At 64.2% G+C, this 22,609-nt stretch carries 20 protein-coding genes; 10 read left to right on the top strand and 10 right to left on the bottom strand.

Translation table 11 applies throughout. The features are described from left to right. Window positions 1-95: 95 nt before the first annotated feature. Window positions 96-1,283: a hypothetical protein gene (locus ACX80A_RS07035; protein WP_459258974.1), complete on the top strand. Its 1,188-nt coding sequence runs from the start codon at window positions 96-98 to the stop codon at window positions 1,281-1,283. An 8-nt stretch (window positions 1,284-1,291) separates the two neighbouring features. Here ACX80A_RS07035 and ACX80A_RS07030 read toward each other — a convergent pair whose 3' ends face one another. Both ACX80A_RS07030 and ACX80A_RS07025 read right to left on the bottom strand, forming a co-directional pair. After that, window positions 1,292-1,987 carry a hypothetical protein gene (locus ACX80A_RS07030; RefSeq protein WP_459258973.1) on the bottom strand — a complete coding sequence of 232 codons (696 nt, stop codon included), beginning with the start codon at window positions 1,985-1,987 and terminating at the stop codon, window positions 1,292-1,294. Window positions 1,988-2,166: 179 nt separating this feature from the next. Further along, a complete protein-coding gene (locus tag ACX80A_RS07025; RefSeq protein ID WP_459258972.1) occupies window positions 2,167-2,766 on the bottom strand; it encodes a cupredoxin domain-containing protein in 600 nt (199 codons plus the stop codon). 291 nt (window positions 2,767-3,057) lie between these two features. Between ACX80A_RS07025 and ACX80A_RS07020 the strand changes: the two genes are divergently transcribed. Beyond that, on the top strand, window positions 3,058-3,261 hold the full coding sequence (locus ACX80A_RS07020) for a cold-shock protein (protein WP_019483883.1): 204 nt from the start codon (window positions 3,058-3,060) through the stop codon (window positions 3,259-3,261). A 62-nt stretch (window positions 3,262-3,323) separates the two neighbouring features. Here ACX80A_RS07020 and ACX80A_RS07015 read toward each other — a convergent pair whose 3' ends face one another. Together ACX80A_RS07015 and ACX80A_RS07010 are read right to left on the bottom strand one after the other, a co-directional pair. Continuing rightward, entirely contained in the window at window positions 3,324-6,887 is a 3,564-nt protein-coding gene (locus tag ACX80A_RS07015) for a TM0106 family RecB-like putative nuclease (RefSeq protein WP_459258971.1), read from the bottom strand. Between the two features lie 56 nt (window positions 6,888-6,943). Further along, window positions 6,944-7,429 (bottom strand): MarR family winged helix-turn-helix transcriptional regulator, encoded by a 486-nt coding sequence (locus tag ACX80A_RS07010; RefSeq protein ID WP_459258970.1) that lies wholly within the window; start codon window positions 7,427-7,429, stop codon window positions 6,944-6,946. A 45-nt stretch (window positions 7,430-7,474) separates the two neighbouring features. Here ACX80A_RS07010 and ACX80A_RS07005 point away from each other — a divergent pair, with 45 nt between their 5' ends. The 4 genes from ACX80A_RS07005 to ACX80A_RS06990 all read left to right on the top strand — a co-directional run bounded on the left by ACX80A_RS07005 (window position 7,475) and on the right by ACX80A_RS06990 (window position 9,629). Then, a complete protein-coding gene (locus ACX80A_RS07005; protein WP_459258969.1) occupies window positions 7,475-8,389 on the top strand; it encodes an EamA family transporter in 915 nt (304 codons plus the stop codon). A gap of 77 nt (window positions 8,390-8,466) precedes the next feature. Beyond that, window positions 8,467-8,925: a DUF3817 domain-containing protein gene (locus ACX80A_RS07000; RefSeq protein WP_459258968.1), complete on the top strand. Its 459-nt coding sequence runs from the start codon at window positions 8,467-8,469 to the stop codon at window positions 8,923-8,925. Between the two features lie 45 nt (window positions 8,926-8,970). Continuing rightward, entirely contained in the window at window positions 8,971-9,276 is a 306-nt protein-coding gene (locus ACX80A_RS06995; RefSeq protein WP_459258967.1) for a hypothetical protein, read from the top strand. Further along, the gene (locus ACX80A_RS06990) at window positions 9,273-9,629 is read left to right on the top strand and encodes a 2-polyprenylphenol hydroxylase (protein WP_459258966.1); all 357 of its coding nucleotides are present in this window, start codon (window positions 9,273-9,275) and stop codon (window positions 9,627-9,629) included. Before ACX80A_RS06995 ends, ACX80A_RS06990 begins: the two co-directional genes overlap by 4 nt. On the opposite strand, the gene ACX80A_RS06985 is transcribed toward ACX80A_RS06990, so the two are convergent. The 3 genes from ACX80A_RS06985 to ACX80A_RS06975 are packed head-to-tail and all read right to left on the bottom strand — an operon-like array spanning window position 9,626 to window position 14,252. Further along, complete coding sequence (locus tag ACX80A_RS06985; protein WP_459258965.1) at window positions 9,626-10,267, bottom strand: MBL fold metallo-hydrolase; 642 nt, start codon at window positions 10,265-10,267, stop codon at window positions 9,626-9,628. The two genes, ACX80A_RS06990 and ACX80A_RS06985, sit on opposite strands and share 4 nt — an antisense overlap. Further along, window positions 10,258-13,104, bottom strand: a complete 2,847-nt coding sequence (locus ACX80A_RS06980) for an FAD-binding and (Fe-S)-binding domain-containing protein (protein WP_459259045.1) — start codon at window positions 13,102-13,104, stop codon at window positions 10,258-10,260. Before ACX80A_RS06980 ends, ACX80A_RS06985 begins: the two co-directional genes overlap by 10 nt. Then, the gene (locus ACX80A_RS06975; protein ID WP_459258964.1) at window positions 13,101-14,252 is read right to left on the bottom strand and encodes a glycerol dehydrogenase; all 1,152 of its coding nucleotides are present in this window, start codon (window positions 14,250-14,252) and stop codon (window positions 13,101-13,103) included. The genes ACX80A_RS06980 and ACX80A_RS06975 overlap by 4 nt, the downstream gene beginning before the upstream one ends. Window positions 14,253-14,418: 166 nt before the next feature. On the opposite strand from ACX80A_RS06975, the gene ACX80A_RS06970 reads away from it, so the two are divergent. The 3 genes from ACX80A_RS06970 to ACX80A_RS06960 all read left to right on the top strand — a co-directional run bounded on the left by ACX80A_RS06970 (window position 14,419) and on the right by ACX80A_RS06960 (window position 16,047). Next, window positions 14,419-14,739 (top strand): putative quinol monooxygenase, encoded by a 321-nt coding sequence (locus tag ACX80A_RS06970; protein WP_459258963.1) that lies wholly within the window; start codon window positions 14,419-14,421, stop codon window positions 14,737-14,739. 94 nt (window positions 14,740-14,833) lie between these two features. Beyond that, entirely contained in the window at window positions 14,834-15,628 is a 795-nt protein-coding gene (locus ACX80A_RS06965; protein WP_459258962.1) for an IclR family transcriptional regulator, read from the top strand. Window positions 15,629-15,648: 20 nt separating this feature from the next. Then, window positions 15,649-16,047 carry a hypothetical protein gene (locus ACX80A_RS06960; protein ID WP_459258961.1) on the top strand — a complete coding sequence of 133 codons (399 nt, stop codon included), beginning with the start codon at window positions 15,649-15,651 and terminating at the stop codon, window positions 16,045-16,047. Between the two features lie 44 nt (window positions 16,048-16,091). Here the strand turns inward: ACX80A_RS06960 and ACX80A_RS06955 are convergent, their stop codons facing one another. Genes ACX80A_RS06955 through ACX80A_RS06945 form a run of 3 tightly spaced genes read right to left on the bottom strand, consistent with a single transcriptional unit; the run spans window position 16,092 to window position 19,314 of the window. Next, window positions 16,092-17,675, bottom strand: coding sequence for a GMC family oxidoreductase (locus ACX80A_RS06955; RefSeq protein ID WP_459258960.1), 1,584 nt, complete (start codon window positions 17,673-17,675; stop codon window positions 16,092-16,094). Continuing rightward, window positions 17,672-18,274: a gluconate 2-dehydrogenase subunit 3 family protein gene (locus ACX80A_RS06950; protein ID WP_459258959.1), complete on the bottom strand. Its 603-nt coding sequence runs from the start codon at window positions 18,272-18,274 to the stop codon at window positions 17,672-17,674. The genes ACX80A_RS06955 and ACX80A_RS06950 overlap by 4 nt, the downstream gene beginning before the upstream one ends. A 2-nt stretch (window positions 18,275-18,276) precedes the next feature. Further along, complete coding sequence (locus ACX80A_RS06945) at window positions 18,277-19,314, bottom strand: NAD(P)-dependent alcohol dehydrogenase (protein ID WP_459258958.1); 1,038 nt, start codon at window positions 19,312-19,314, stop codon at window positions 18,277-18,279. A 342-nt stretch (window positions 19,315-19,656) separates the two neighbouring features. On the opposite strand from ACX80A_RS06945, the gene ACX80A_RS06940 reads away from it, so the two are divergent. Further along, the gene (locus ACX80A_RS06940) at window positions 19,657-22,488 is read left to right on the top strand and encodes an aconitate hydratase (RefSeq protein ID WP_459258957.1); all 2,832 of its coding nucleotides are present in this window, start codon (window positions 19,657-19,659) and stop codon (window positions 22,486-22,488) included. Window positions 22,489-22,609: the final 121 nt, after the last annotated feature.

The following is a 22,609-nucleotide window of genomic DNA, read 5'->3' as shown; positions in this document are numbered from 1 at the left end:
GCAACTTATCCAGGAGTAAAATCACCCACGAAGGCAGGGAGCGGGCCATGAAACTAGGCACAGGTGCACAGCGCAGGTTGGTATGTTGCATAGCAATGTTGGGGCTCATTGCCCCGACCTTGCCCACGGTGGCGGTGGCAGCACCACCCGGAGGCACGCAGCAGGATGAACTGCGGTACTACCAGGCCGCGGTCAACCTTCTTCCGGACGAGGACGGAGCCTATGCCGGTGCGGTCTCCTTCCGGCAGGAGGTTGGAGCTGCTGCGACGGTTGACGTGTTTCTGTCCCGGGCAGCCACCATCATTTGTCCAGATCTAAGCGAGGACATCACTACCACCACGGTCCAGACCGAAATCCGGGACGCGAGTGAACCGGGTCCGGTAACCCTCGACATCGGGCATAGCCTCGACCAGGCTTTCGGGCACGCTGTCCTCAACCTAACTGTCACCACCAGCCCCGGGTGCGACGAGCCGGAGACAGTCACGACGCTGCCTTCACACGAGGTGCAGATTACGGTGATGGGTACTTCGGTCAGGTTCTTTACGGGTATCGGAGGCACCACGTCGGCTGGCGCCGATCGTTCGACTGGTCGGTCCTACAGCTTCGCCCGCGATGGCATCGGCTCCGTTAGCGTGGGCTCGCTCATCGTTGGAGCGGAGAGCCCCGCCGCGTTCCTGAAGTACGCGGTGGAGCAGCAGCGAATCCACGGTATCGCTCCGGTCGCGCCCGACCCGGTCGCACCGTCAGGCGGTACAGGAGCGCGCGGGGATTACAGTGCCGTGTTTGAGCCCACCGGAGGCCTCGGTCTCCTCTTTGAGGACATGATCGTGCAGGCCAGCACCACCAGCCCGCCTGGGCGTGTGACGACGGTCAGCGCGTCGAGCTTCACCGCCGAACGGATCGACTGTGGTGACGGTACGGCAGCCGTCCGCGAGCAGTTCGTCGTCGGGTCGGGGCCAGGGGTGCTGACTATCGGCCGCAAGCTGGAAACAGCCACCGCTTCTGGATCCATCTCGTTCGATCGGTTCATCACTGACGGATGCCAGGGCGGCGAAACGGTATCTGATACCGTCGTTCTTCCCGTGGCGCTCGATCTTGTGGCGACGGCTCCGATCGTGCGGGTCAGCGATACCCGCTGGCAGGTGCGGCCGGGCGGCGGATCTGAGCGCACACACGGGTGGTACCTCGGCCGGCAGGCAACCGGCACCGTGGCAATCGGGCCGGTGACCCGGACGACTGACCTTGGCGCCATCGGCTCTTCCGGCCCCGTACACGAGCCCTAGGTAGTACGTCAGCCGGGGCCTCCTCCCAGCACGTCCACGTGGACATGGTCGAGATGGCGCAGGATCTCATTGCCGGGTGCGGGGGCCTCGTAGTCATGCCACTGCCCGCGGGCGAGATGTGCGCTCCAGAACTGGTCGTCGAAAATGATGTATTGGATATCCAGGTCGTCTGCATGAGCAACGAGCCAGTGGGCGAGAATCCACCCTTCGCGCCGGTTTTCTTCGGTCACCGGTCGGTAGAAGACGTCGATAGCCCGACCGTCGTAGTGCGTCGAAGCTTCGCCGTGGCCCTGGCCGACCCCGCCCGGGGTGAACCCGCCGAGGCTCTGGTCCCCGAATACCTCGGCCATCCTCTGCAGCACCTGCTGGGCTCGCGGGGTCAGGCCGGTGTCGGTAAGTTGCTCAACCTCAAGATCGGTGGCGGCCGAGCCCCGGCAGTAAAAGCTGGGCCCGGCATCGTCTGGTGGCCCGTCCATCAACTGCTGGATGACTGCATCGTCGATAGTAGAGGTGTCCGGCGCGTCCAGCCCCTGAGCCAGGAGAGCGGCGGCGGTAGTAGCCAACTTCGCTTCATCGGCGGTGAGGCCGACGTCGCCGTCGGAGGTTTCGACCGTACACTCAGGGCCGCCGAGGAGGGAACTGCCCTGGATGTTCATGCCGTCGAGTAGCCTGGGTCCGGCGAACACCAGTACTGAGGCGATCATCCCGAGCAGCAACAGGCCCAGAGGAAGTCTAGGCGGTCGTCGCCGACGCGGCCCTTCCCTGGTCGTCAGCATGCTCCGATAATCTCACGCGGCCCTGGCCGTCTGCCGAAGACCAGGGCGCGGGGCAGCCAGGAGCGGCATGGTGGATGAGTAGCTTCCATGCCGGTCCCGGGCAGGTACTAGTTGTTGGATGTCGCCCGGCGCACCACATAGGTGCCGCCAGCGGCCAAAGCGAGGAGCAGGCCACCGCCCAGCACCATTCCTCCAACTGAACCTTCGGAAGACGACCCTTGAACGCCGGTATCGGCGCCGCCTACGGGCATTTTACCCATTTGCGAGGTCGGGGTTGGGGCTGGTGTCGATGCCGGTTCCGGTGCTTCAGTTGGGGCGGGTGCTGCCGCCGCCTGAACGACAAGTGTTCCCATCATATTGCCGTGGAAATCGCAGATGAACGGGTATTCGCCGGGTTCGCTGGGAGCACTGAAGGTGAGGCTCGTCCCGCCAGGGATCGACCCGGATTCCAGGGCCGTCGACGATACGGTGTGGGCTTCTGAATCGTTGTTGGTGACGGTCACGGTGGCGCCTGGGCTAACCGGACCGGAAACGTCGAAGGAAAAGTCGGTGATCGTGATGACAACGTCCTCGGCCTGGGTCATCGCGGGTACGGAAAGCGGGGCGCTTGGGGGAGCGGCGATAGCCATGCCAGCTGAACCCAGGCTGACGGCGCCGGCGAGGGAAGCGGCGAAGGCCACGCGCAGGGCTTTGGAGGTGGTGTTCATGGTGGTGCCTTTCGTCGAACTATGGAGCTTCTGGTATATGTTCTTCGTCACGTAACGAGCGCCGGATCGCTCCTGATTGATCTTTTTTTTCGGTACCACCGAGACTCTGGTTCTGACAGCCCCGAAATACGTGTAGACTGGTTGGCAGTTGTAGTGTTGCGCATTTTGTATTTCAAGCGGCGAAACCCAGACGGGCCAGCCGCTTTTTCTGTAGAAGCGGGAAACGAACGCCGCGACTGAAACTACCCGACAGTCGGGATCGGTTTCATATTTCCAGAAGGATGATTAAAAATGGCAACAGGTACCGTGAAATGGTTCAACGCTGACAAGGGCTTCGGCTTCATCGAACCAGAAGATGGCAGCGCCGATGTGTTCGCTCACTTCTCCGCTATCAACTCGAGCGGCTTCAAGTCCCTCGACGAGAACCAGAAGGTTAGCTTTGAGACCGAGCAGGGCCCCAAGGGTCCTCAGGCTGTAAACATCCAGGTCGTCTAGTTCGACTTAGTGGTCTCTGACCACTGAAATAGGGCGGGAAGAAATTCCCGCCCTATTTTGCGTTAAGCAGCACGTACCCGCGCCGATCCAGTGTGGGTTCCGGCCGCACATAACCCTACAAACGCACCCAACTCCTCGAACTGTTCAGGGCGGGGAGGCAAATGGTGGGTGAGTTCAGGCGATCGGATGATCACTGCCCGCCACTGCCCGCGGGACACCGCGACGTTGACCCGGTTCCGGTTGAGTAGGAACCCGATTCCCCTGGGGGCTTCTGCTGCGGAAGAACAGGCCATCGACACAACCACCACCGGAGCTTCCTGACCCTGAAACTTGTCGACGGTCCCCACCCTCACTCCGTGCAGCCCAGCTGCCTCCAGCTGATCCCGAATCAGCTGCACCTGCGCGTTATAGGCAGCTACCACCAGCAGGTCAGCAGGTTCCAGCGGGCGCGGCTGCTCATCCGCGCCACCCGTCCACTGCAGCCCGACGTGCGCTTTCACCTGGCTGACCACCTCCGCGGCCTCCTGGGGCGACAACGTGGTGTTTCCCGTGTGGCCCACCAAAACGCACTCGACTCCCGAGGCCTTGCCCTCAAGGAAACGCTCGGTGGCCGCGGACGCCGACTCTAGCTTCGCGTCGTACGAGAGACGGGACACCGCTGCGCAGAGATCGGGGTGCATCCGCCAGCTATCGGCGAGGAAATAGCCCAGTTCCGGGGGAAGGGTGGCGTGGCCGGCGGAAAGCCAGCCCAGTGCCGAGGTGTCCACCGGTTCGGGGTGGGTTCCCTGCGTCACCTGCGGGAGCTGCTGCGGATCGCCGAGTAACAGCAGGCGTGTGGCTGCCCGTGACACCGCGAGGGTGTTGGCCAACGAGTACTGTCCAGCCTCATCAATCACCAGCAAATCCAGGGACCCGGGCGGGACCTTGCTGCCGGTCATTGTCCAGGCGGTGCCGCCGACCAGCGCGCCGCCTGGGGAATCCAAGAGGGCCGCAACCTCCTCATCGGTGGCGTGCTCCCACGGCGCCCGGGGATCATTGGTCTTTTTCGCCGTGCGATCAGCCGGAACGCCGGCGGCGAGTGCGCGCCGGATCATGTGCTCCACTACCTTGTGGGACTGGCCCACCACTCCTACCTTCCAGCCGCGGGCCACCAGCGCGGCGATGACCTGCGAGCCAACGTAGGTTTTGCCAGTACCCGGCGGTCCCTGCACAGCAAGATACGACTGGTCCAGTGCGGTGATGGCGGAGATGATGGCCGTGACGTAGTCGTCGTCGACCACTACCGGCAGTGATTCTAGACCGGAGAGCCTAGGACTGGCCCCTCGCAGTACCTCCAGCCCTGGGTTGCGGGGCAGTCCTGGCAGCACTGACCCCACCTGCTGGGCCAGCTCCGCCAGGGAAGCTCGGATGCTCTTGGTTGCGATCGGTTGGTCGGGGGTCAGTGCGATGGGAGTTTCGCTGTAGGTGGCGCCCTTCTTCCTGAGCTTTTCGCGGACCACCAGCACGTCCCGGGTGCCGTCGTGGTCCCGGGAAACCACCTCGGTACCGAACCAGCCGGCCCTGAGGGAAGTTCCCGTCTCGGCTTCGGCCGCGAGGTCGTCCGGGAGCGGCTGATCGTACATGCGAAACAGGGTTTTCCCCGGTTCGAAGTCCGATCCCTCGGCTGCCACGCCCGTCAGCCGGAGCGTGCGGACCGGGTTGCTGCGAGGGGTGGGCTTCTCCCAGTCGTCGAGAACCTCGGCACCCTGCACCACAAAGACGTTGCGGGTATCCGACCAGTCCTCGATCGCCTTGTCCAGCCGATCGAAGTGCTCCCACCAGAACTGCTTGTCTTCACGGCGGTGATAGCCCACCGCGGCGGCGACCATCGCCACGGCCTGCTCATCCGCGGTCAGCTCCCGGGTCAAGGGAAGGCTGGCGAGGTACGCCAGCAGGCGGGTCTCCTCGGGAGTCGGCTGCTGGAGCTCGATGACGCTTTCCCTTGGGGTGGCGGCGACGGGCGTGATGCCCCGTTCGGCGGCCCGGTCGAGCAGCCAGTCGCGGAGGTGGAGGGTCGAGAGGCAGTCGTACTCGTTATAGTCGCGGATCCCGGCCAGGATCTCAGAGGCCAGGGCGTCGTTGCCGGAATCCCTGGCAGTGCAATAGTCGGCGTAGGCAACCACCGAGGCGCCGGCGTCTTTGACATCCCCGCTGCGCAGGCGTTTCCCCATGTAAAGGGGTTCAAGTTTTTTGATGCTGTAGGAATTCTCGGAAATCCTGAGGCTGTGGCGAACCGTCTCATACAGGTCTACCAGGACGCCCTCCCGGAGCAGGGCGTCGACCGCATCCTCGCCGACCACATGGGCCAGCGAAAGATTCCGCAGGGCCGTCTTCTCGTAGGAGGCGTAGTGGTAAATGTGCAGGTCGGGGTACTGGGACCGGCGTCGGGCAACGTAGTCAAGAAAGTCGGTGAAGGCGTGGCGTTCCTCGAGGCGGGAGTGTGCCCACAGAGGCAGGAACGGGGGAGGGTCGCCGGGGCGGTCCGGATTTTCGACGACGCCGAACAGGTACTCGAGCCCCCACATCCCGGTGCTGTCCTGCCACAGCGGGTCGCCCTCGAAGTCGAAGAAGATGTCGCCCTGGCTGGGGGCAGGAAGGGTCGCAAGGGTGTGGTCGGGGAGGACCCGGTAGCTCAGCGTCGTGGCCATACCATCCTTGCCGGTGTAATCGACGCTACCGTCGGGGTGGGCCGTGCCGGTCTGCATCCGTGCCTGGTCACGGAATCGAAGTACGCTCTTGTCAGTTACTGGGTCATCGAGGGCGGCAAGCTGCTCAATGGTCTGAATACCGATCTTGTGGAGCTTGGCCCGGCGAGTGGTGCTCATGCCCGCGACCAACAGCAGGTCCCTGGTTTCGACGACCTGGAGATGACAGTAGTTGCAGCGGCCGCACGCGGCGTGGTCGGCACCTCCCCACCGCACCGGCTCGGGCTGGCCGCGATGCTCATTGACCAGCCGCAGGAACCGGTCGCGGCGCTCGCGGAAGATCGGCAGGATGTCGGCAAGGCTGTGGATGCTGTGCGCTCCGTTGCCCAACACCAGGGTGACCTCCGACGCCGTCGGGATGCTGGCCGACAACAGCTGATCGCCGTAGGCCGCGAGCTGTAACAGGGCACTCACCTTCGCATGACGGGCCAGCTTCGTGTCCCAGACCGCATACTGCCCTTCAGGGGTTCTTACCAGGAAATCGGATCTGCCATGAAACTGGCCGTCGAAGAACGCGGCCTGGAAGACGACGTCGGCCCCCGACCTCAGCGCGGTTATCGACTCCCGGTGCTTGTCCTCCAGGAGGGTGCGGTCCATGCCCGCGGCGGGGGCGACGTCGTACACTCCAGTCCCAGTGTCGGAATTCCAGGCACCGTGCTCGGCAACGAGGGCGTCAAGGACCTTGCGTTCGTGGACATCACCAAGGATGGCGGTGCGCTCCAGCATGGCGTCGGCGTCAAACTCCGGGCAGATTGATCGGCCCAACTTCTCGTCGAGAATGGAAAGCAGCCGGTACTCGCATTCGGCGGCGGTGACCAGGTCGGTGGCGGAAAAGACCAGGTCCGGCGGCTCGCCGGGAAGGGTGGGGTCGAGAAGAAACACTATGCCTCCCAGCAGTTGCAACCGTGGAGCGGCTTACGGTACCAGAACTGTTTTAGCTAACCATGTGCCGCTGACAGTTTTATGAGCAGCCCGGCGAGAGTGTCCCGTTCATCGGGGGACAGGGCAGACAGGATCCGCCGCTCGGTAGCCAGGTGTTCGGGGAGGGCAGCGTCGATCAGCTTGAGTCCGGCGGAAGTGAGCGTCACCTGCTTCCCACGTCCGTCACCCGGGTCCTTTGCGCGGGCGACCAGGCTGCGTTCCTCAAGTCGGTTGAGGCGCTGGGCGATCGCACTGGAGGTCACCATCGAGCTGACAGTGAGTTCGCGGGGGGTCAGAGTGTAGGGCTGGCCGGACCTGCGAAGGGTAGCGAGGACGTCGAAGCTTGCGGCATCCAGCCCGTGACTGAGGAAGGTCCGCTCAAGGTCCCGGTCGATCTGCCGTGACAACCGGGACAGCCGCCCAATGACCCCCATGGGGGACGCATCAAGGTCGGGTCGCTCGGCGCTCCACTGCCTGAGTATGCGGTCCACGTGATCGGTCATGAACCAAGCCTAGACACTTGCTAAGCACTTAGCTAAACTAGCTAAGTGCTTAGCAATCGAATTCTCCTAGGAATGACCGCCTTCGCTCCCGCGGTCTGGGGAACGACATATTTGGTGACTGCCGAGTTTCTGCCGCCCGACCGTCCACTCCTTGCTGCGGTGCTGCGGGCACTGCCCGCGGGCCTGGTCCTGCTCGTTTTTGTCCGCCGGCGACCTCGGGGAAGTTGGTGGTGGAAGGCTGCAGTCCTTGGCGTGCTCAATATTGGGGCGTTCTTCGCGTTACTATTTATCGCCGCGTACCGGCTTCCCGGCGGTGTGGCCGCCACCATGGGTGCAATCCAGCCGCTGGTCGTCGCCGTTCTGGCTTCGGTGGTGGTCTCGGAGCGTCTCACCGTGCGGAAAATAGTCGCAGGTATTGCCGGCATCTTTGGGGTGGGCCTGATGGTCCTGTCCGCCGAGGCGAAGCTCGATCCGATCGGTGTGGCCGCAGCACTTCTGGGCACGGTCTCGATGGGGACTGGAGTCGTCTTGTTGAAGCGGTGGGGGCAACCCGCGTCGCCATTGACCCTGACTGCGTGGCAACTGGTCGCCGGTGGTCTGTTCCTGATGCCGTTGGCATGGTTGGTCGAAGGGGTGCCGCCCGCAGTGCTGACGGCAGCGAACATTGCCGGCTACCTCTACCTCATGAGTTTCGGCACGGCCGTCGCCTATTTCCTCTGGTTTCGCGGTCTGCACCGGCTCCCGGCGTCGACCGCGTCGTTCCTCGGCCTGCTCAGTCCGCTGACGGCGACGTTCTGCGGTTGGGTCTTCCTCAACCAACCGCTCTCGGTCGGTCAATTGGCCGGCGCAATCATCATCATCGCCACCCTGATCACGGTGGCCCGGTCAACCAGTAGCAGTGCTCCGCTGGGTAGGGAAGACCCGGCGGCGAAGGGCTCGCCGCCAGTGGCCCGGGTGTGACATTTCCGACGCCGGATGGGTGCGGGAGCGCAACGCCCTGAGGTAATTTGGAAGGACCGACCATTCTGGAGAGACGCATGAGCCCCCGTATCCTGTTCCGCACCGTCGCAGTCGCCGAGGCACTGACCTGGGCCTTCCTGCTCCTGGCCATGTTCCTCAAGTACGTGACCCAAACAACCGAGGCGCTCATTTCGCCCGCCGGTGGAATCCATGGGTTCGTTTTCCTGATGTTTGTGGTGGTCACAGTATTTGTCTGGGTGAACCAGCGCTGGTCCTTCAGGATCGGCATTCTCGGCCTGCTCTCCGCAGTGGTCCCCCTCGCATCTGTTGTCTTTGACCAGGTGATGGAACGACGCGGGAAGCTCGACGGCGGGTGGCGGCTCGCGCCCGGTGCCGACACTCCGCGCGGCCCGGCCGAGCATCTGCAGGCCTGGGTGCTGCGCAAGCCCCTGCTCGCCGCTGTGGCGTCGGTGGCGGCCGTCGCCGTGGTTTTCGCGGCCATGCTGGTCATTGGTCCACCGGTCCCCAGCAGCTAGTAAATTGGTACTCTAAGCCAGCGATGCCGACCGAAGGATGAACTAATGTCCCAGAACTATCCTGGACAATCGTCCTACTATGGGCCGACCCACACCATGCATTCCCAAGGGGCGATGCAGGGCCAGAAGCACGCCCAGATGTCCCTGGTGTTTGGGATCATTGGGTTGTTTTTCTTTGGGATTGTCTTTGGACCTCTGGCGATCATTCAGGCGGGTAAGGCCGAAAAATACAATCAGGCCTCAACGATCGGCAAGGTGCTGGGGTGGATTTCGACTATCTGGGCGTTGCTGCTGATCGTCGGCTTCTTCCTCTTCTTTGGTGCACTATTCGGTCTTCAGGCCAGCCAGTGACCACCACACCCCAGACGCCCGACGACGACCGGTTCTTCCTGCACGAAGGCAGGAAGTGGCGCCGCGCCGATCCCACCCTGCCCGACGACGTCGCCAAACAGTTGCTGTCCCAACTGGGTCGCGCCCGGTCAGCTGTCAACAAGTACCGCAAGGCAAAACAGGAACCAAAGGTGAAGGATGCGCGTCGCCGCGTGCAGATCGCCAAGGAAGGCCTCGGCGAACGTGGCACCCCCTGGTGGGAGCAGTCACCTGCCGAACGGCAGACGCGCTGGGAAAAAGCCATCAGAGCCCTCGATGAGCTCAGGTCTCACGAGGACTCTGTGCCCAAGGACTCCCCACCCATAGACTCCTAGCGGATCCCGGTTTTCGCCGGCGCGTTGTGCCCGGCGCAGATCCACCGCACACCACCGCCAGCAATCCTGGTTCGCAGCAGATTTTCGGTCTGTCTGGCCTGCACTGCGTCGCTGATGGTCAGCCGATAGAACTGCTTGAGCTCACCGTTCGCGGATACCGCCACCGCATCGCCGGAAAAGAGCACCTCACCGAGCTGGAACGCCATGTGGCCAGGTGTGTGGCCCGGGGTCGGAAAGGCGGTGAGACCCTCGGCCACGGTTTGCTCGCCGGTGAGCTCAACGACCCCCGCCGGGTACGCGGTGGGGAAGACCCGGGCAAGGAAACGTCTGAAGCGGGTGGGTGGAGGAACGTCCCCGCGCAGGATGGCGGCGTCGGCAGCGCCGAGCCAGACCGGGACCCCGAGCGCCTGTTGCAGCTGCTTTGCCACCCGCGTGTGATCGGCGTCGTAGTGGGTCAGAAGAATGTGGGTGACCGCGCCGATCACCGGCTCCGCGTCGCGCAGTTCGGTGAGCAGCGTATCGTAGCCGCCCGACATGCCCGGGTCGATCACGGCGGTGAACCCGTTGGCGCTCACCAGATAGCCGTTCGACCCTTTCGACTTCTCAAGCTGGTAACAGTTTTCGGCGATCAGTCGCATGGGGGAATCCTCGTACTTTCCGCTAGTAGCTCAAGGATATGGCGATAGTCCTCACCGGTAGCCCGGGTCATCCCGAGTTCGCACGTGCGGTTGCAGGACGCGTGGGCCGAGGCGTCGAAGACCGCGACGTCGGCGGCCTGCCGGCGAGTGGCCGAGGCGGTGAGCTCCGGGTGAAGCATCCCACGGTCACCGGCGAAGGCGCAGCACCCCCAATTTTCGGGGATCACAACCTCAGCCGCGACGGCGTTGGCCACCACCTCCAGGGCTGGGTTCAAGCCCAGCCGCGTTGAGGAACAGGTGGGATGCAGAGCCAGCGAGTCGAGCTTTTTGACAGCTCCCAAAAGTGGCAGGACCCGTTCGGCCACGAACTGCACGGCATCCATTACCACCAGCGGCCGGTGGCCGGTCGGCTCCAGCTCACGGGATGCGTGGTCGAGTGCACCGAGCAGCCCCTCGGTGCACGAGGAGGCGTCGCATACGATTGGGAGTTCGCCGTCGCGGGTGGCCACCCGTAAGGCTGCAACAGTCTTCGTCCGCATCGTCGCCTCGCCGGTGGCCATGCCCTTCGACGACCACGGCGTCCCGCAGCACAACCCGTCGATACCGGTCGGCACCAGCAGCGAAAGCCCTGCGCGCCCGCAGAGCAGTTCAAAACTGTCCTGCACCCCCGAACCGGTTCCTGCGGGCCCGAACATCGTGCCCACGCACGCCGGAAAGTACACGGCGTCGGGTGCCACGGCGGGGTGGGGTCGTGCCCTGACCGCACCACCCGACGGCAGGTCCGAGGAATACAGGGGCACGGTATCGTTGCCGATCACGGTCCTGGCCACCCGATTTAACGGGATGATGACGGCGTCCGGAACCTTCGCCGCGGCGTCGAGTACCAGGCCGGCGCCGCGGGTGACCAGCTTCCACCGGTGTGCGGCGCCCGCCCAGGCCCGGTTCTCCGCTCGCCCGGCGTCGTCGCGGCGCAGCCGTTTGACGAGGGATCCCGTGTTGATCTCGACGGGGCACGCGGTCTGGCACATGCCGTCGACGGCGCAGGTCTGCACTGACTCGTAGTCGTAATCGTTCTCAAGCTGGGTTGCCAGCCCTGTGTCGCCGTCGAGCCGTGCCTGTTTAATGGCTCGCAGGGTCACGATGCGTTGGCGCGGGGTGAGGGTGATGTCCTTGCTGGGGCAGACGGGTTCGCAAAATCCGCAGGAGACGCAGCGGTCCACCTCGGGGTCCACCGGAGGGGTGGTCTTGATATGCCGGAGGTGGGCCTGCGGGTCGTCGTCGAGAATAATTCCCGGGTTAAGCATGCCGGCCGGATCGAACAGCCTTTTTAGGTCCCGCATGATCGAGTACAGCTCGTCACCATACTGCCGGCGGACGTAGGGTGACATCATGCGGCCGGTACCGTGCTCGGCTTTCAGCGACCCGTTCTCGCCCAGCACCAGATCCACCATGTCCTCGGTAAACGCCCGGTACCGCTCCAGCTCGTCGGGAGCAGCGAACTGGTCGGTGAGCGTGAAATGGATGTTGCCGTCCTTGGCGTGACCGAAAATCACACTGTCCCTGTAACGGTGCGTGTCGAACAACCGGGTCAGTTCGGTGCAGGTGCGGGCTAGCGCCGGGACGGGCACCACCACATCCTCCAGGAGAGCGGTGGTGCCAGGTGGCCGGGCCCCGGACACCGAGGCATAGAGGCCCTTGCGTAGCCGCCACAGGCCGGCGCGGACCGCGGGGTCGGTGCTGAACTGGGTGTGCCCGCTCAAGCCGAGCCCGCCCAGCAGTTCCGGGCTGTCACCCCGCAGATCATCGAGTTCCGCGGCAGAGCCGGCCGAATATTCCACCAGCAGCGCGGAATGATCCACAACATTCAGGGCGCGGACGACATCGGGGGCCCCCGACAAGGACTGTCCCACTTTCAGCGAAACGGCGTCCATCAGCTCAGCGGTCGACGCGCTGGAATGGATCAGGGCAGGCAGGGCCGTCGCAGCGGTTTCCAGGTCCGGGAACACCAGCAGTCCTGTCGCGGCGAACGCTGGCTGGGGAACGGTGCGAAACACTGCTTCGGCAATGAAACCCAGGGTGCCCTCGCTGCCCACAATCAGATGGGCCAGGATGTCGGCGGGGGTGTCGAAGTCCAGCAGTGAGTTCAGGCCATAGCCCATCGTGTTCTTCATCGAGAACTGGTGCTGCACCGTCCGCACCGACGAAGGGTCCCCCCGCAGCCGCCGCGATAACCGCAGCAGCCCGTCGTGGAGGTCTGGTTCGAGGGCCCGCAGCCTGGCATCGGCATCGACGGCCCCGGTGTCGATCACAGTGCCACTGGGCAGGACCACCGTCACCGATTCAAGCGTCCGGTAGGCGTTGTCGGTCGTGCCGCAGTTCATCCCCGAGGAGTTATTCGCTACCACCCCGCCGACGGTGCACGCCGCTTCACTCGCGGGGTCGGGCCCGAACTTCCGACCGTACCGGGCCAGCCGGGCATTGAGCGCCCTGACTGTGACCCCTGGTTGGACGCGCACCCGGGAGCCGCCGTCGAGCACCTCAATTTCCCGGAAGTTCCTGCGCACGTCGACCAGCACGCTGTCGGTGACGGCCTGTCCGCTGAGGCTGGTGCCCCCGGCCCGGAGGGTCAGCGGGATGCCCTGGGCCGCGCTGGCCTGCAGCAGTCGCCCGACCTCGGCGGCGTTGGATGGCACCACCACGGCCTGCGGGATGAGCAGGAAGTGCGAGGCATCGTGGGCGTTGGCATGCAGGTCGATGGCGCGGGTTTTGACCTGCGCCGGGTCAGCGACTGCCGACCGCAGGGCCTCGATCGCCTGCGTCGGCGGCCGGGGGTTCAGTGCTTCGCCTTGTACGGCACGGGTTCGGGCAGCCCCGCCCGGCTACGGATTCCGGCGGAAAGCCGCTCGATCGACTTCAGGGCGCTGGTCAGATCGTCGACGCCCACGGGGAAAGGCATGTTGTGGATGGTTTCGCCGGGTACGGTGGCGGCTTCGGCCACCCGTTTCAGGTCCTCGTCATCGTCGGGAGACAGGCCCACCTCGGTGAGCGTGTTCGGCAGTCCCACCCGGGTGGTGAACTCGATGAAGTCCCGAATGTCGGCGCTGGGCGCGCCCTCCAGGACCAGTTGGGTGAGGGAACCGATGTTGACCTTCTGGCCGTGCGCCAGGCCGTGGGTCTGGGCGGCGGCGGTCAGGCCGTTGTGGATGGCGTGGGCGGCGGCGAGCCCACCGGACTCGAACCCCAGTCCGGAGAGCAGCGTGTTGGCTTCCACCACTTTTTCCAGGGCGGGGGTGACTACGTTGTCGCGGACGGCGTCGAGCGCCGGGAGTGCGTTTTCCCACAGCACGTCCCACGACAGCCGGGCGAAGGCCGTGCCCGTCAGGGTGGGCAGGCCACCCGCCATAGTGCTGGCAAAGGCCTGGCTGGTGGCACGGGCCTCCAGCCAGGTAGCCAGGGCATCGCCTACTCCTGCGGCCAGGAACGATGCCGGCGCGTTGGCCACCAGCTGGGTATCCACCAGCACCAGATCGGGGTTGCGGGGGAAGAAGCGGTACTCCTCGAAGACGCCGTCGTCGGTGTAAATGACTGACAGGGCGGAGGTGGGTGCGTCGGTGGAGGCCACTGTGGGCACGGTGACCCAACGGATGCCCGATGCGAAGCCCGAGGCCTTGACCGCATCGATGGTGCTGCCGCCGCCCACGGCCACAATCACGTCCGCCTGGTGTTCAGCAATGAGCCCCGTCAACCGGTTGACCTCGTTGGCGCTGGGAACACCGCCGAACCCTACCCGGGTGGTAGGCAGGCCAGCGGCAGTGAGGGAGGCTTCGACGTCGTGCGCTACAAAACCCCAGACCAGATCGTCGGCCACGATAAGCGGCTTGCTGCCCAGCGGCGTCAGGAACTCGCCTACGCGGTGGATCGCGCCTTTCCCCTGGACGTACCGGGCTGGGCTGATCATGGTGCGGACCTGCAGAGGATGACTCATCTCAATCTCCTGGGATAGAGGGCTGTTCCACTGTCAGCGTAGGCGTGTGCCGCCTGGATGGCGCCGCACATTCTCACAAGGCGAGAACCGAAGTTGGTGGCTGCGGTGATTAACGGCAGACTGCTGGAAACACCGCTTCATCCCCACGACCCAAGGCAGGCGCGCAGTGATCTTCATCGTCGTTAAATTCAACGTCAAACCCGACTGGACGGACCGCTGGCTCGACCTCACCCGTGACTTCACCGAGTCCACCCGGCAGGAGCCAGGAAACCTGTGGTTCGACTGGTCCCGCAGCGTTGAGAACCCCAACGAGTTCGTTCTGGTCGAAGCGTTCCAGGACGACGCCGCCGGGGACCACGTCAACAGCGAGCACTTCCAGCAGGCCATGAAGGACATGCCGCAGGCGCTCGTGGAGACCCCACAGATCATCAGCGAGAAGATATCCTCGGACGGTTGGGGCCGCATGGGTGAGCTGACCGTCGAGTAGTCGGCGACGCGTCCCGGCGCTGGGAGCGCCGCGTTTGTCGCGTGAGTGACCAGGTCGGTTGGCGTTGGCTTGACCGACCGGCGAAGATGGGGTCATGGGACGCAATGATGCCCTTACCGGCATGGCTTCGGTGCAGAAGGCTTTCGCGCTGCTCGACGTGGTTGCAGCCGACGAGCGCGGCTTGTCGGCGAAGGAGATTGCAGCCGCCCTGGACATGCCGCTGCCCAGCGTCTATCGACTGCTGAAAACCCTGGTCGAGTCGCGGCATCTGGTCCATCTCAAGGATGAGAGCCGTTACGCGCTCGGCTATAAGCTGCACGCCCTGGATGCGTCGCTGCACCGTCAGGTCGGGACGCCGTCTGCGGTGGCTCGGCTGGTGCTTGAGTTGCATTCGCGGGCCGACGCCGCCGCCTACTATGCGGTGCACCGCGGCGACCACATTGTGGTCGCGCACGTGGTGGATTCCCCGACCCGTCCTCGCATCACCCCGATGGGCTTCGGGTTCAATGATGCGGCGCACGCGACGGCGTTCGGGAAAATTCTCCTGGCCGGCATGGACCCGGCGCAGCGCCGGGTATTCCTGGCCAGGCACGGGCTGCCCGCTATGACTGACAACACCATCAGCACCTTCGAAAACCTGGAGACGGAACTGGACCGGGTCAGGGAGGGCGGGATCGCCGTCGAGCGCGAGGAATTCATGGTTGGATCGTCCTGCCTGGGTGCGCCGGTCCGGAACGCGGCCGGCCAGATCGTGGGATCCGTTGCCGTCTCCCTCAACGCCGCAGACTTCGACCAGCGGTCCGCCAGGGTTGCCGTCCTGCTCCGTGACACGGCCGACAAGGTGAGCCGTGCGCTCCGGGCAACATCAGTGTTGCCGCAGCGCCAATAAATACTCGATAGCATCAAATTATGCAGAACCAGTCTCAGTTGTGGGGTGCTATTACTGAGGTCCTGACGTGGGTGGGACTGGTGCCGGGGATTCTGCTGATTTTGACCGCCTGGATTATCCGCACCTCACAGCTCGGCTGGACCGCCACGCACGCCGTTGTTTTCGTCACGGGAGAAGGCATTGGTTACCGCTGGCACGACCAGGATTACGAAATCCGGGAGGCCCTGTTCTCCTTTAGGGACGGCAAGGAGCTGGTGCCTGGGACCGAATTCACCATCTATTACAACCGCCGCGATCCTGCCCTGTACTCGCTCACCGAACCAGTACCGCCGGCGCACGCGCTGAGGGTACTGGGCTGGATTCTGGCCGGTATCGGGGCGTTGGCCGCGGTGGTGGGGTTTGTGCTGATCTTCGTGTGATTCTCGCGCGGCGGGGTCCCGAGCCCAGGCTCGGGACCCCCACCTTACAGGGCCGACGTCGCCAGTTGCTCCGCGATGTATTCCGCCTGCCGGATCGCCAACGCCACGATGGTGAGCGTCGGATTGGCTGCCGCCCCAGTGGTGAACTGCGAACCGTCCGACACGAAGAGGTTCTTCACATCGTGGGTTTGCCCCCACTGGTTCACGACGCCGTCTTCCGGGCGTTCGCTCATCCGTGCGGTTCCCATGTTGTGGGTCGCAGGGTACGGCGGGGTGTGGTGCGAGGACAGCGCACCCACCGCCTCGTAGAGCAGCGACGCCTGCTGGTAGCCATGATTGCGCATCGCCGTGTCGTTGGGGTGGTCGTCGAAGTGCACGTTGGGGACGGGCAGTCCGAGACGGTCCTTAACGCTGGTGTTCAGGGTAACCCGGTTGGTTTCCTGCGGCATGTCCTCGCCCACGATCCACAAACCCGCCGTGTTCTCATAGTCGTCGAGCAGCGACGCAAAGTTCGGCCCCCAGGCCCCGGGGTCCGCGAAGCTGGCGAGGAAAGCCGGGCCCAACGCGATGGTCTCCAGGTAGTAGCCCCCCGAGAAGCCGCGGTCGACGTCGTGCCGGGACTCGTCGGCGACCAGGCCGGCCATCGTCTCGCCCCGATACATGTGGACCGGTTTGTCGAACTTCGCGTAGACCGAGCCGGTGGTGTGCCGCATATAGTTCCGGCCCAGCTGGCCGGAGGAGTTGGCCAACCCGTCCGGGAAAAGAGGAGACCCGGAGAGCAGCAGCAGGCGCGGCGTCTCGATCGAGTTCCCGGCCACTGCGACGAGGCGGGCCTTCTGGCGTTGGAGGTTCCCGGCGTCGTCGATGTACATGACGCTGTCCACGGTGCCCTCGGGGGTGTGGGTGATCTGCACGGCGTGGCAGTTGGGCCTCAGATCCAGCTTCCCGGTGCGCAGTGCCTTGGGGATCTCGGACACGAGGGTGGACCACTTGGATTTGTTCTTGTCGCCCTGGAAATTGAAGCCGTCCTGGATGGAGGCGGGCCGGCCGTCGTAGGGTTCGGCGTTGGTGCCGTACGGGCCGGTGGCGTAGTGCCGGTACCCGATCCGTTCGGCGCCCGCGGCAAGCACCTTGTAGTTGTTGTTGGCGGGCAGGGCCGGCCGGCCGTGACGGTGGGTGCTGCCGATCTTCTGTTCAGCCTTGTCGTAATATGGTGCCAAATCGTCGAGGGTAATGGGCCAGTCCAGCAGGTTGGCGCCGTCGATCCGCCCGTAGGTGCTGCGGGTCTTGAACTCGTGGGCTTTGAATCGTGGGGTGGCGCCGGACCAGTGGGTGGTGGTGCCGCCCACCGCCTTCACCAGCCAGGCGGGCAGATTGGGGAAGTCGCGCGCAATCCGCCAGGTGCCCGACGTCGTGCGCGGGTCCAGCCAGGCCATCTGGTTGAACGACTCCCACTCATGGTTGATGTACTCGTCGTTTTTGATGTGGCCGCCCGCTTCGAGGACCACCACCTTGATGCCCTTTTCGGTGAGTTCGTGGGCGAGGGTACCGCCGCCCGCACCGGAGCCGATGATGACGACCACCGAGTCGTCATCCAAGCCAAAGTGTGCCGATGTTTCGTTGCTCATAGGGTGCGTGCTCCTTCAACTTTGTCCTGGCCCTTGAAGAGATCCTCGACCGGCTCCTCGGGAGTGGTGTCTGAGGCTTCCTGCACCCGCTGGGGTGCCTGCTGCGCAATGTCGTAGCCGAGCGGCCCGATCTCGGTGAGCGGCTCATCAGCTTCCTCGACCCGGGGGCTGGGGAGCCAATCCAGGTCATCGAAGCCGCGGTTCAGGTAGCCGCCCTTGGAGAAGGATTCGCCCTCGTAGCCGAAGACCTCCCACACCTCGGGGTCGTCGTAGAAGTTCAGGACCGTGGTCCGCCGGATGAAGCCGAAGAACTCAAGGTCCGCGATGCGCTGCAGGACGGCGAGAGCCCGGTCATCGGAGAGGTCAAGGAAATTCTCGCCACCCTGCTGGTTCAGGGTCAACAGGCCCTGGGTCAGGGCCACCCTGAACCACGTGGATTCGTTGGATTCCGTGATGATCTTGTCGGCCATGCGCTCATACGGTCCGTCAGGAATTTTCGGATGCGGGAACGCCACCCTGATGATCCTGACCAGAATCCGTCGAGCCTCCTCCGTCAGCTGAAGCTCGTTGAGTGTCGAGTATTTCGCGGGATACGCCATTGTTATCTCCCTTGGGTGAGGTTGGGGACGAGAATGCCACGGCCGACCAGCCTGCCGCTGTCCAGGTCATGCATGGCCTGGACGGCATCTTCGAGGTCGTACGTCTGGGTGTGCAGGGTGACCTGGCCCTGGGCGGTGAGGGTCATGAGTTCCACGAGGTCGAGGTAGGTGCCCACGAGGTTTCCGACGATGTTGATTTCCCGGGAAATGATCTCGATGGTGTCGATGTTTACCGCTCCGCCGTAGCCGATTGTGTAGTAGCTGCCCCGGTTGCGCAGCGCGTTCAGGCCGAGTTCCTCGGTGCCGTGCTCGCCGACAAAGTCGAAGACCACGTGGGCGCCGCCCTCGGTGATCTCGAGGAGCTTCCCGCCGTCGCCGGCCTGGGACAAGGTGTGGTCGGCGCCGAGCGTCTTCGCGAGCTCGAGGGCCTCCTCGGAGGTGTCGACGACGGTGATCTGCGCCGAGGTGAGCGCCTTCAGGGACTGGATGCCGATGTGGCCGAGGCCGCCGCTGCCGATGACGACGGCGTGGGTTCCGGGGTGCAGCAGCGGCGCGGCCTTACGGACCGCATGGTAGGCGGTGAGACCGGCGTCGGCGAGGGCCGCGATGTCGGCGGGCTTGAGCGCCGGGTCGAGTTTCACCACGGAGCGGGCGTTGGTCTTCATCACCTCTGCCATCCCGCCGTCGACGTTCAGTCCGGGGAAGGTGGAGTTTTCGCAGTGGGAGTCCTGACCTTCGCGGCAGGCCAGACAGAGTCCGCAGGTGACGATCGGGTGCATGATCACCGTGTCGCCGGGCTGGACGTTGGTGACCGCCGAGCCCACCTCGCGGACCCAGCCGGCGTTCTCATGCCCGAGAATGTAGGGGAGTTTTGGGTGCTGGATGGCGTCCCACTGCCCCTCGATGACATGCAGGTCGGTGCGGCACAGGCCTGCGGCGCCGATGTCGACGACCACATCCCACGGGCCGGTGGCCGTAGGCTCCGGCACATCGTCGATCAGTGGGTCTTCCTGGTAGCGGTGTACCCGGACGGCTCTCATGGTCCTCCTCAGCGATGACTGACGCGGGCAGGCCCCGACGGACGTCAGGCGCTCCCAGCGATGAACGAGTGCTGATGCAAGTGTGCCCGGGGTCACACTCGTTGGGAAGGGAGTTTCTCGCCGGGTGAGAATCCCCGGGGGAGGTGGGCCGCCGTCGTGCGCGGGTCTCCGGCGCCAAAAAAAGTGGCCGACCCGCCGGTTAGTGGTTGCGCAACCACTAACCGGCACGGTCACCACTTATTTAACGAGCAAGGGGAGTGTGTACGACTGTATACAGATTGTTTGCGTTTCGGGATATGATGGATTCAAAGGCTTCACCGATCCTCGAAGGGATACCCGCAAATGACTGCTGTCGACACATTCGGCTCCAAAGACGTACTCGAGGTGGCGGGGGCTGAATATCAGATCTTCCGCCTCGACGCTGTAGAGGGATCGGAGAAGCTCCCTTACAGCCTCAAGGTTCTTCTGGAGAACCTGCTCCGCACCGAAGATGGTGCCAATATCACCGCCGACCACGTGCGTGCCCTGGCCAGCTGGGACCCCGAGGCCGAGCCGGACACCGAGATCCAGTTCACCCCGGCCCGCGTCATCATGCAGGACTTTACCGGTGTGCCCTGCGTCGTCGACCTCGCCACCATGCGCGAGGCAGTCGTCGAACTCGGTGGAGACCCCAAGCGCGTCAACCCGCTGGCCCCCGCCGAACTGGTCATTGACCACTCGGTGCAGATTGACTTTGCCGGCAACGCCAACGCACTCGAGCGCAACATCGAGATCGAGTATCAGCGCAACGGCGAGCGGTACCAGTTCCTGCGCTGGGGTCAGACCGCATTCGATGACTTCCTGGTAGTCCCACCAGGTATGGGCATCGTTCACCAGGTGAACCTCGAATACCTGGCGCGCACCATCATGACCCGTGAGGTCAACACCGGCGGCACTACTGCGCTTCAGGCCTACCCCGACACCTGCGTCGGCACTGACTCCCACACCACCATGGTCAACGGCCTGGGCGTCCTGGGCTGGGGCGTGGGCGGTATCGAAGCCGAGGCCGCCATGCTGGGTCAGCCCGTCTCGATGCTCATCCCTCGCGTGGTGGGCTTCAAGCTCACCGGCGAGATCCCTGCTGGCGCTACCGCGACCGACGTCGTTCTCACCATCACCGAGAAGCTGCGTAAGCACGGCGTGGTCGGCAAGTTCGTCGAGTTCTACGGCGAAGGCGTTAGCGCGGTGCCCCTCGCGAACCGCGCCACCATCGGCAACATGAGCCCCGAGTTCGGCTCGACGGCGGCGATCTTCCCGATTGATGACGTCACCATGGATTACTTGCGCCTGACCGGGCGCCCAGAAGAGAACCTGGCATTGGTCGAGGCTTACGCCAAGGCCCAGGGCATGTGGCACGATCCGAGCAAGGAGATCCTGTTCTCCGAATACCTGGAACTGGATCTGTCGACCGTCGTGTCCTCAATTGCTGGCCCGAAGCGTCCTCAGGACCGCGTCGAGCTGACTAACGCCAAGCCCCAGTTCCGCAAGGACCTGGAAAACTACGTGCACCGGTCGGTGGAAGAGGAGGGCGCGACTGTCGATGAGACACTCGAGGAGTCCTTCCCTGCGTCCGACCCACCCTCCTATACCGAGGCCGACACCAAGGTTGACGACCACCCACATGAGATAGTCACCGAGACCGAGGCCAACCGCGATTCCAGCCCGATTGAGGTGACGACCGCTGACGGCCGCAACTTCACCCTCGACCACGGAGCGGTCACCATCGCCTCCATCACCTCGTGCACTAACACGTCTAACCCGTCGGTGATGATGGCGGCGGCAGTGCTGGCCCGCAACGCGGTCGACAAGGGCCTCATGTCGAAGGCCTGGGTCAAGACCTCTGTCGCACCGGGTTCGAAGGTTGTCACCGACTACTACGAAAAGTCGGGCCTGATCCCGTACCTGGAGAAGCTCGGCTTCTTCGTGGTGGGTTACGGTTGCGCCACCTGCATCGGCAACTCGGGCCCCCTCGACGAGGAGATCACCCAGGCGATCCACGATGCCGACCTCGCCGTGACCGCTGTCCTCTCCGGTAACCGCAACTTCGAGGGCCGGATCAACCCGGACATCAAGATGAACTACCTGGCCTCCCCGCCGCTGGTGGTGGCCTATGCGCTGGCCGGCACCATGGACTTCGACTTCGACGCCGATCCGCTGGGCCAGGACGACGACGGCAACGACGTCTTCCTGCGCGACATCTGGCCGAACCCGGTCGAGGTCCAGCAGATCATTGACGAGTCCATCGACAAGGAAATGTTCAAGGCCAGCTACTCGACCATCTTCGACGGCGACGAGCGCTGGAAGTCCTTGCCCACCCCGGCCGGCGACACCTTCGAATGGGATCCCGAATCCACCTACGTCCGGAAGCCTCCGTACTTCGAGGGAATGAAGGCCGAGCCAGAGCCCGTCACCGACATTGACGGTGCACGCGTCCTGCTGAAGTTGGGGGATTCGGTCACCACCGACCACATCTCACCCGCCGGTTCCTTCAAGTCCGACACTCCAGCGGGTCGATACCTGCTGGAGCACGGTGTGGAGCGCAAGGACTTCAACTCCTTCGGTTCGCGTCGTGGAAACCACGAGGTGATGATCCGCGGCACCTTCGCGAACATCCGGATCCGCAACCAGCTCCTTGACGACGTCGAGGGCGGCTTCACCCGGGACTTCAGCCAGGCCGACGCGCCTCAGGCTGCTGTCTACGACGCCGCGATGAACTATCAGGCCGCAGGAACACCACTGGTGATCCTGGCAGGCAAGGAATACGGTTCGGGATCGTCACGTGACTGGGCCGCCAAGGGCACTGCACTGCTGGGTGTCCGCGCCGTCATCACCGAGAGCTACGAGCGGATTCACCGCTCCAACCTCATCGGCATGGGCGTCCTTCCACTGCAGTACCCGCAGGGTCAGAACGCCGAGTCACTGGGTCTCACCGGCACGGAGACCTTCGCGGTATCCGGTGTAACCGAACTGAACAACGGCACCACCCCGAAGACCGTCACCGTCACCGCGACTCCTGAAGGGGGCGGCCAGCCCATCACCTTCGAAGCCGTGCTGCGCATCGACACTCCGGGCGAAGCCGAGTACTACCGCAACGGTGGCATCCTGCAGTACGTGCTGCGCCAGATTGCCGTCTAGCAGTTCTATCTGAGTCGCTCGTCGACGCGTCCGAATGGCTGTTCCATGAGTATTGTCCTAGCCCACACCCGTGGATAGGGTGCCTAAAATTCAGGTCCTACTTATAGGAGCACCAAGTGTC

Source organism: Arthrobacter sp. TMN-50 (genome assembly GCF_054511125.1).
The sequence above is the reverse complement of the archived record's forward strand: the minus strand, read 5'-3'. Positions and strand labels throughout refer to the sequence as shown.

Bases quoted from the DNA above. Each gene is read 5' to 3' on its own strand.
- ACX80A_RS07000 (WP_459258968.1), top strand. From the start codon at position 8,467: ATGAGCCCCCGTATCCTGTTCCGCACCGTCGCAGTCGCCGAGGCACTG.
- ACX80A_RS06945 (WP_459258958.1), bottom strand. From the start codon at position 19,314: ATGAGAGCCGTCCGGGTACACCGCTACCAGGAAGACCCACTGATCGAC.
- ACX80A_RS06950 (WP_459258959.1), bottom strand. From the start codon at position 18,274: ATGGCGTATCCCGCGAAATACTCGACACTCAACGAGCTTCAGCTGACG.
- ACX80A_RS07020 (WP_019483883.1), top strand. From the start codon at position 3,058: ATGGCAACAGGTACCGTGAAATGGTTCAACGCTGACAAGGGCTTCGGC.
- ACX80A_RS07010 (WP_459258970.1), bottom strand. From the start codon at position 7,429: ATGACCGATCACGTGGACCGCATACTCAGGCAGTGGAGCGCCGAGCGA.
- ACX80A_RS07030 (WP_459258973.1), bottom strand. From the start codon at position 1,987: ATGATCGCCTCAGTACTGGTGTTCGCCGGACCCAGGCTACTCGACGGC.
- ACX80A_RS06975 (WP_459258964.1), bottom strand. From the start codon at position 14,252: ATGAGTCATCCTCTGCAGGTCCGCACCATGATCAGCCCAGCCCGGTAC.
- ACX80A_RS07025 (WP_459258972.1), bottom strand. From the start codon at position 2,766: ATGAACACCACCTCCAAAGCCCTGCGCGTGGCCTTCGCCGCTTCCCTC.
- ACX80A_RS06940 (WP_459258957.1), top strand. From the start codon at position 19,657: ATGACTGCTGTCGACACATTCGGCTCCAAAGACGTACTCGAGGTGGCG.
- ACX80A_RS06955 (WP_459258960.1), bottom strand. From the start codon at position 17,675: ATGAGCAACGAAACATCGGCACACTTTGGCTTGGATGACGACTCGGTG.
- ACX80A_RS06995 (WP_459258967.1), top strand. From the start codon at position 8,971: ATGTCCCAGAACTATCCTGGACAATCGTCCTACTATGGGCCGACCCAC.
- ACX80A_RS06985 (WP_459258965.1), bottom strand. From the start codon at position 10,267: ATGCGACTGATCGCCGAAAACTGTTACCAGCTTGAGAAGTCGAAAGGG.
- ACX80A_RS07035 (WP_459258974.1), top strand. From the start codon at position 96: ATGTTGGGGCTCATTGCCCCGACCTTGCCCACGGTGGCGGTGGCAGCA.
- ACX80A_RS06960 (WP_459258961.1), top strand. From the start codon at position 15,649: ATGCAGAACCAGTCTCAGTTGTGGGGTGCTATTACTGAGGTCCTGACG.
- ACX80A_RS06965 (WP_459258962.1), top strand. From the start codon at position 14,834: ATGGGACGCAATGATGCCCTTACCGGCATGGCTTCGGTGCAGAAGGCT.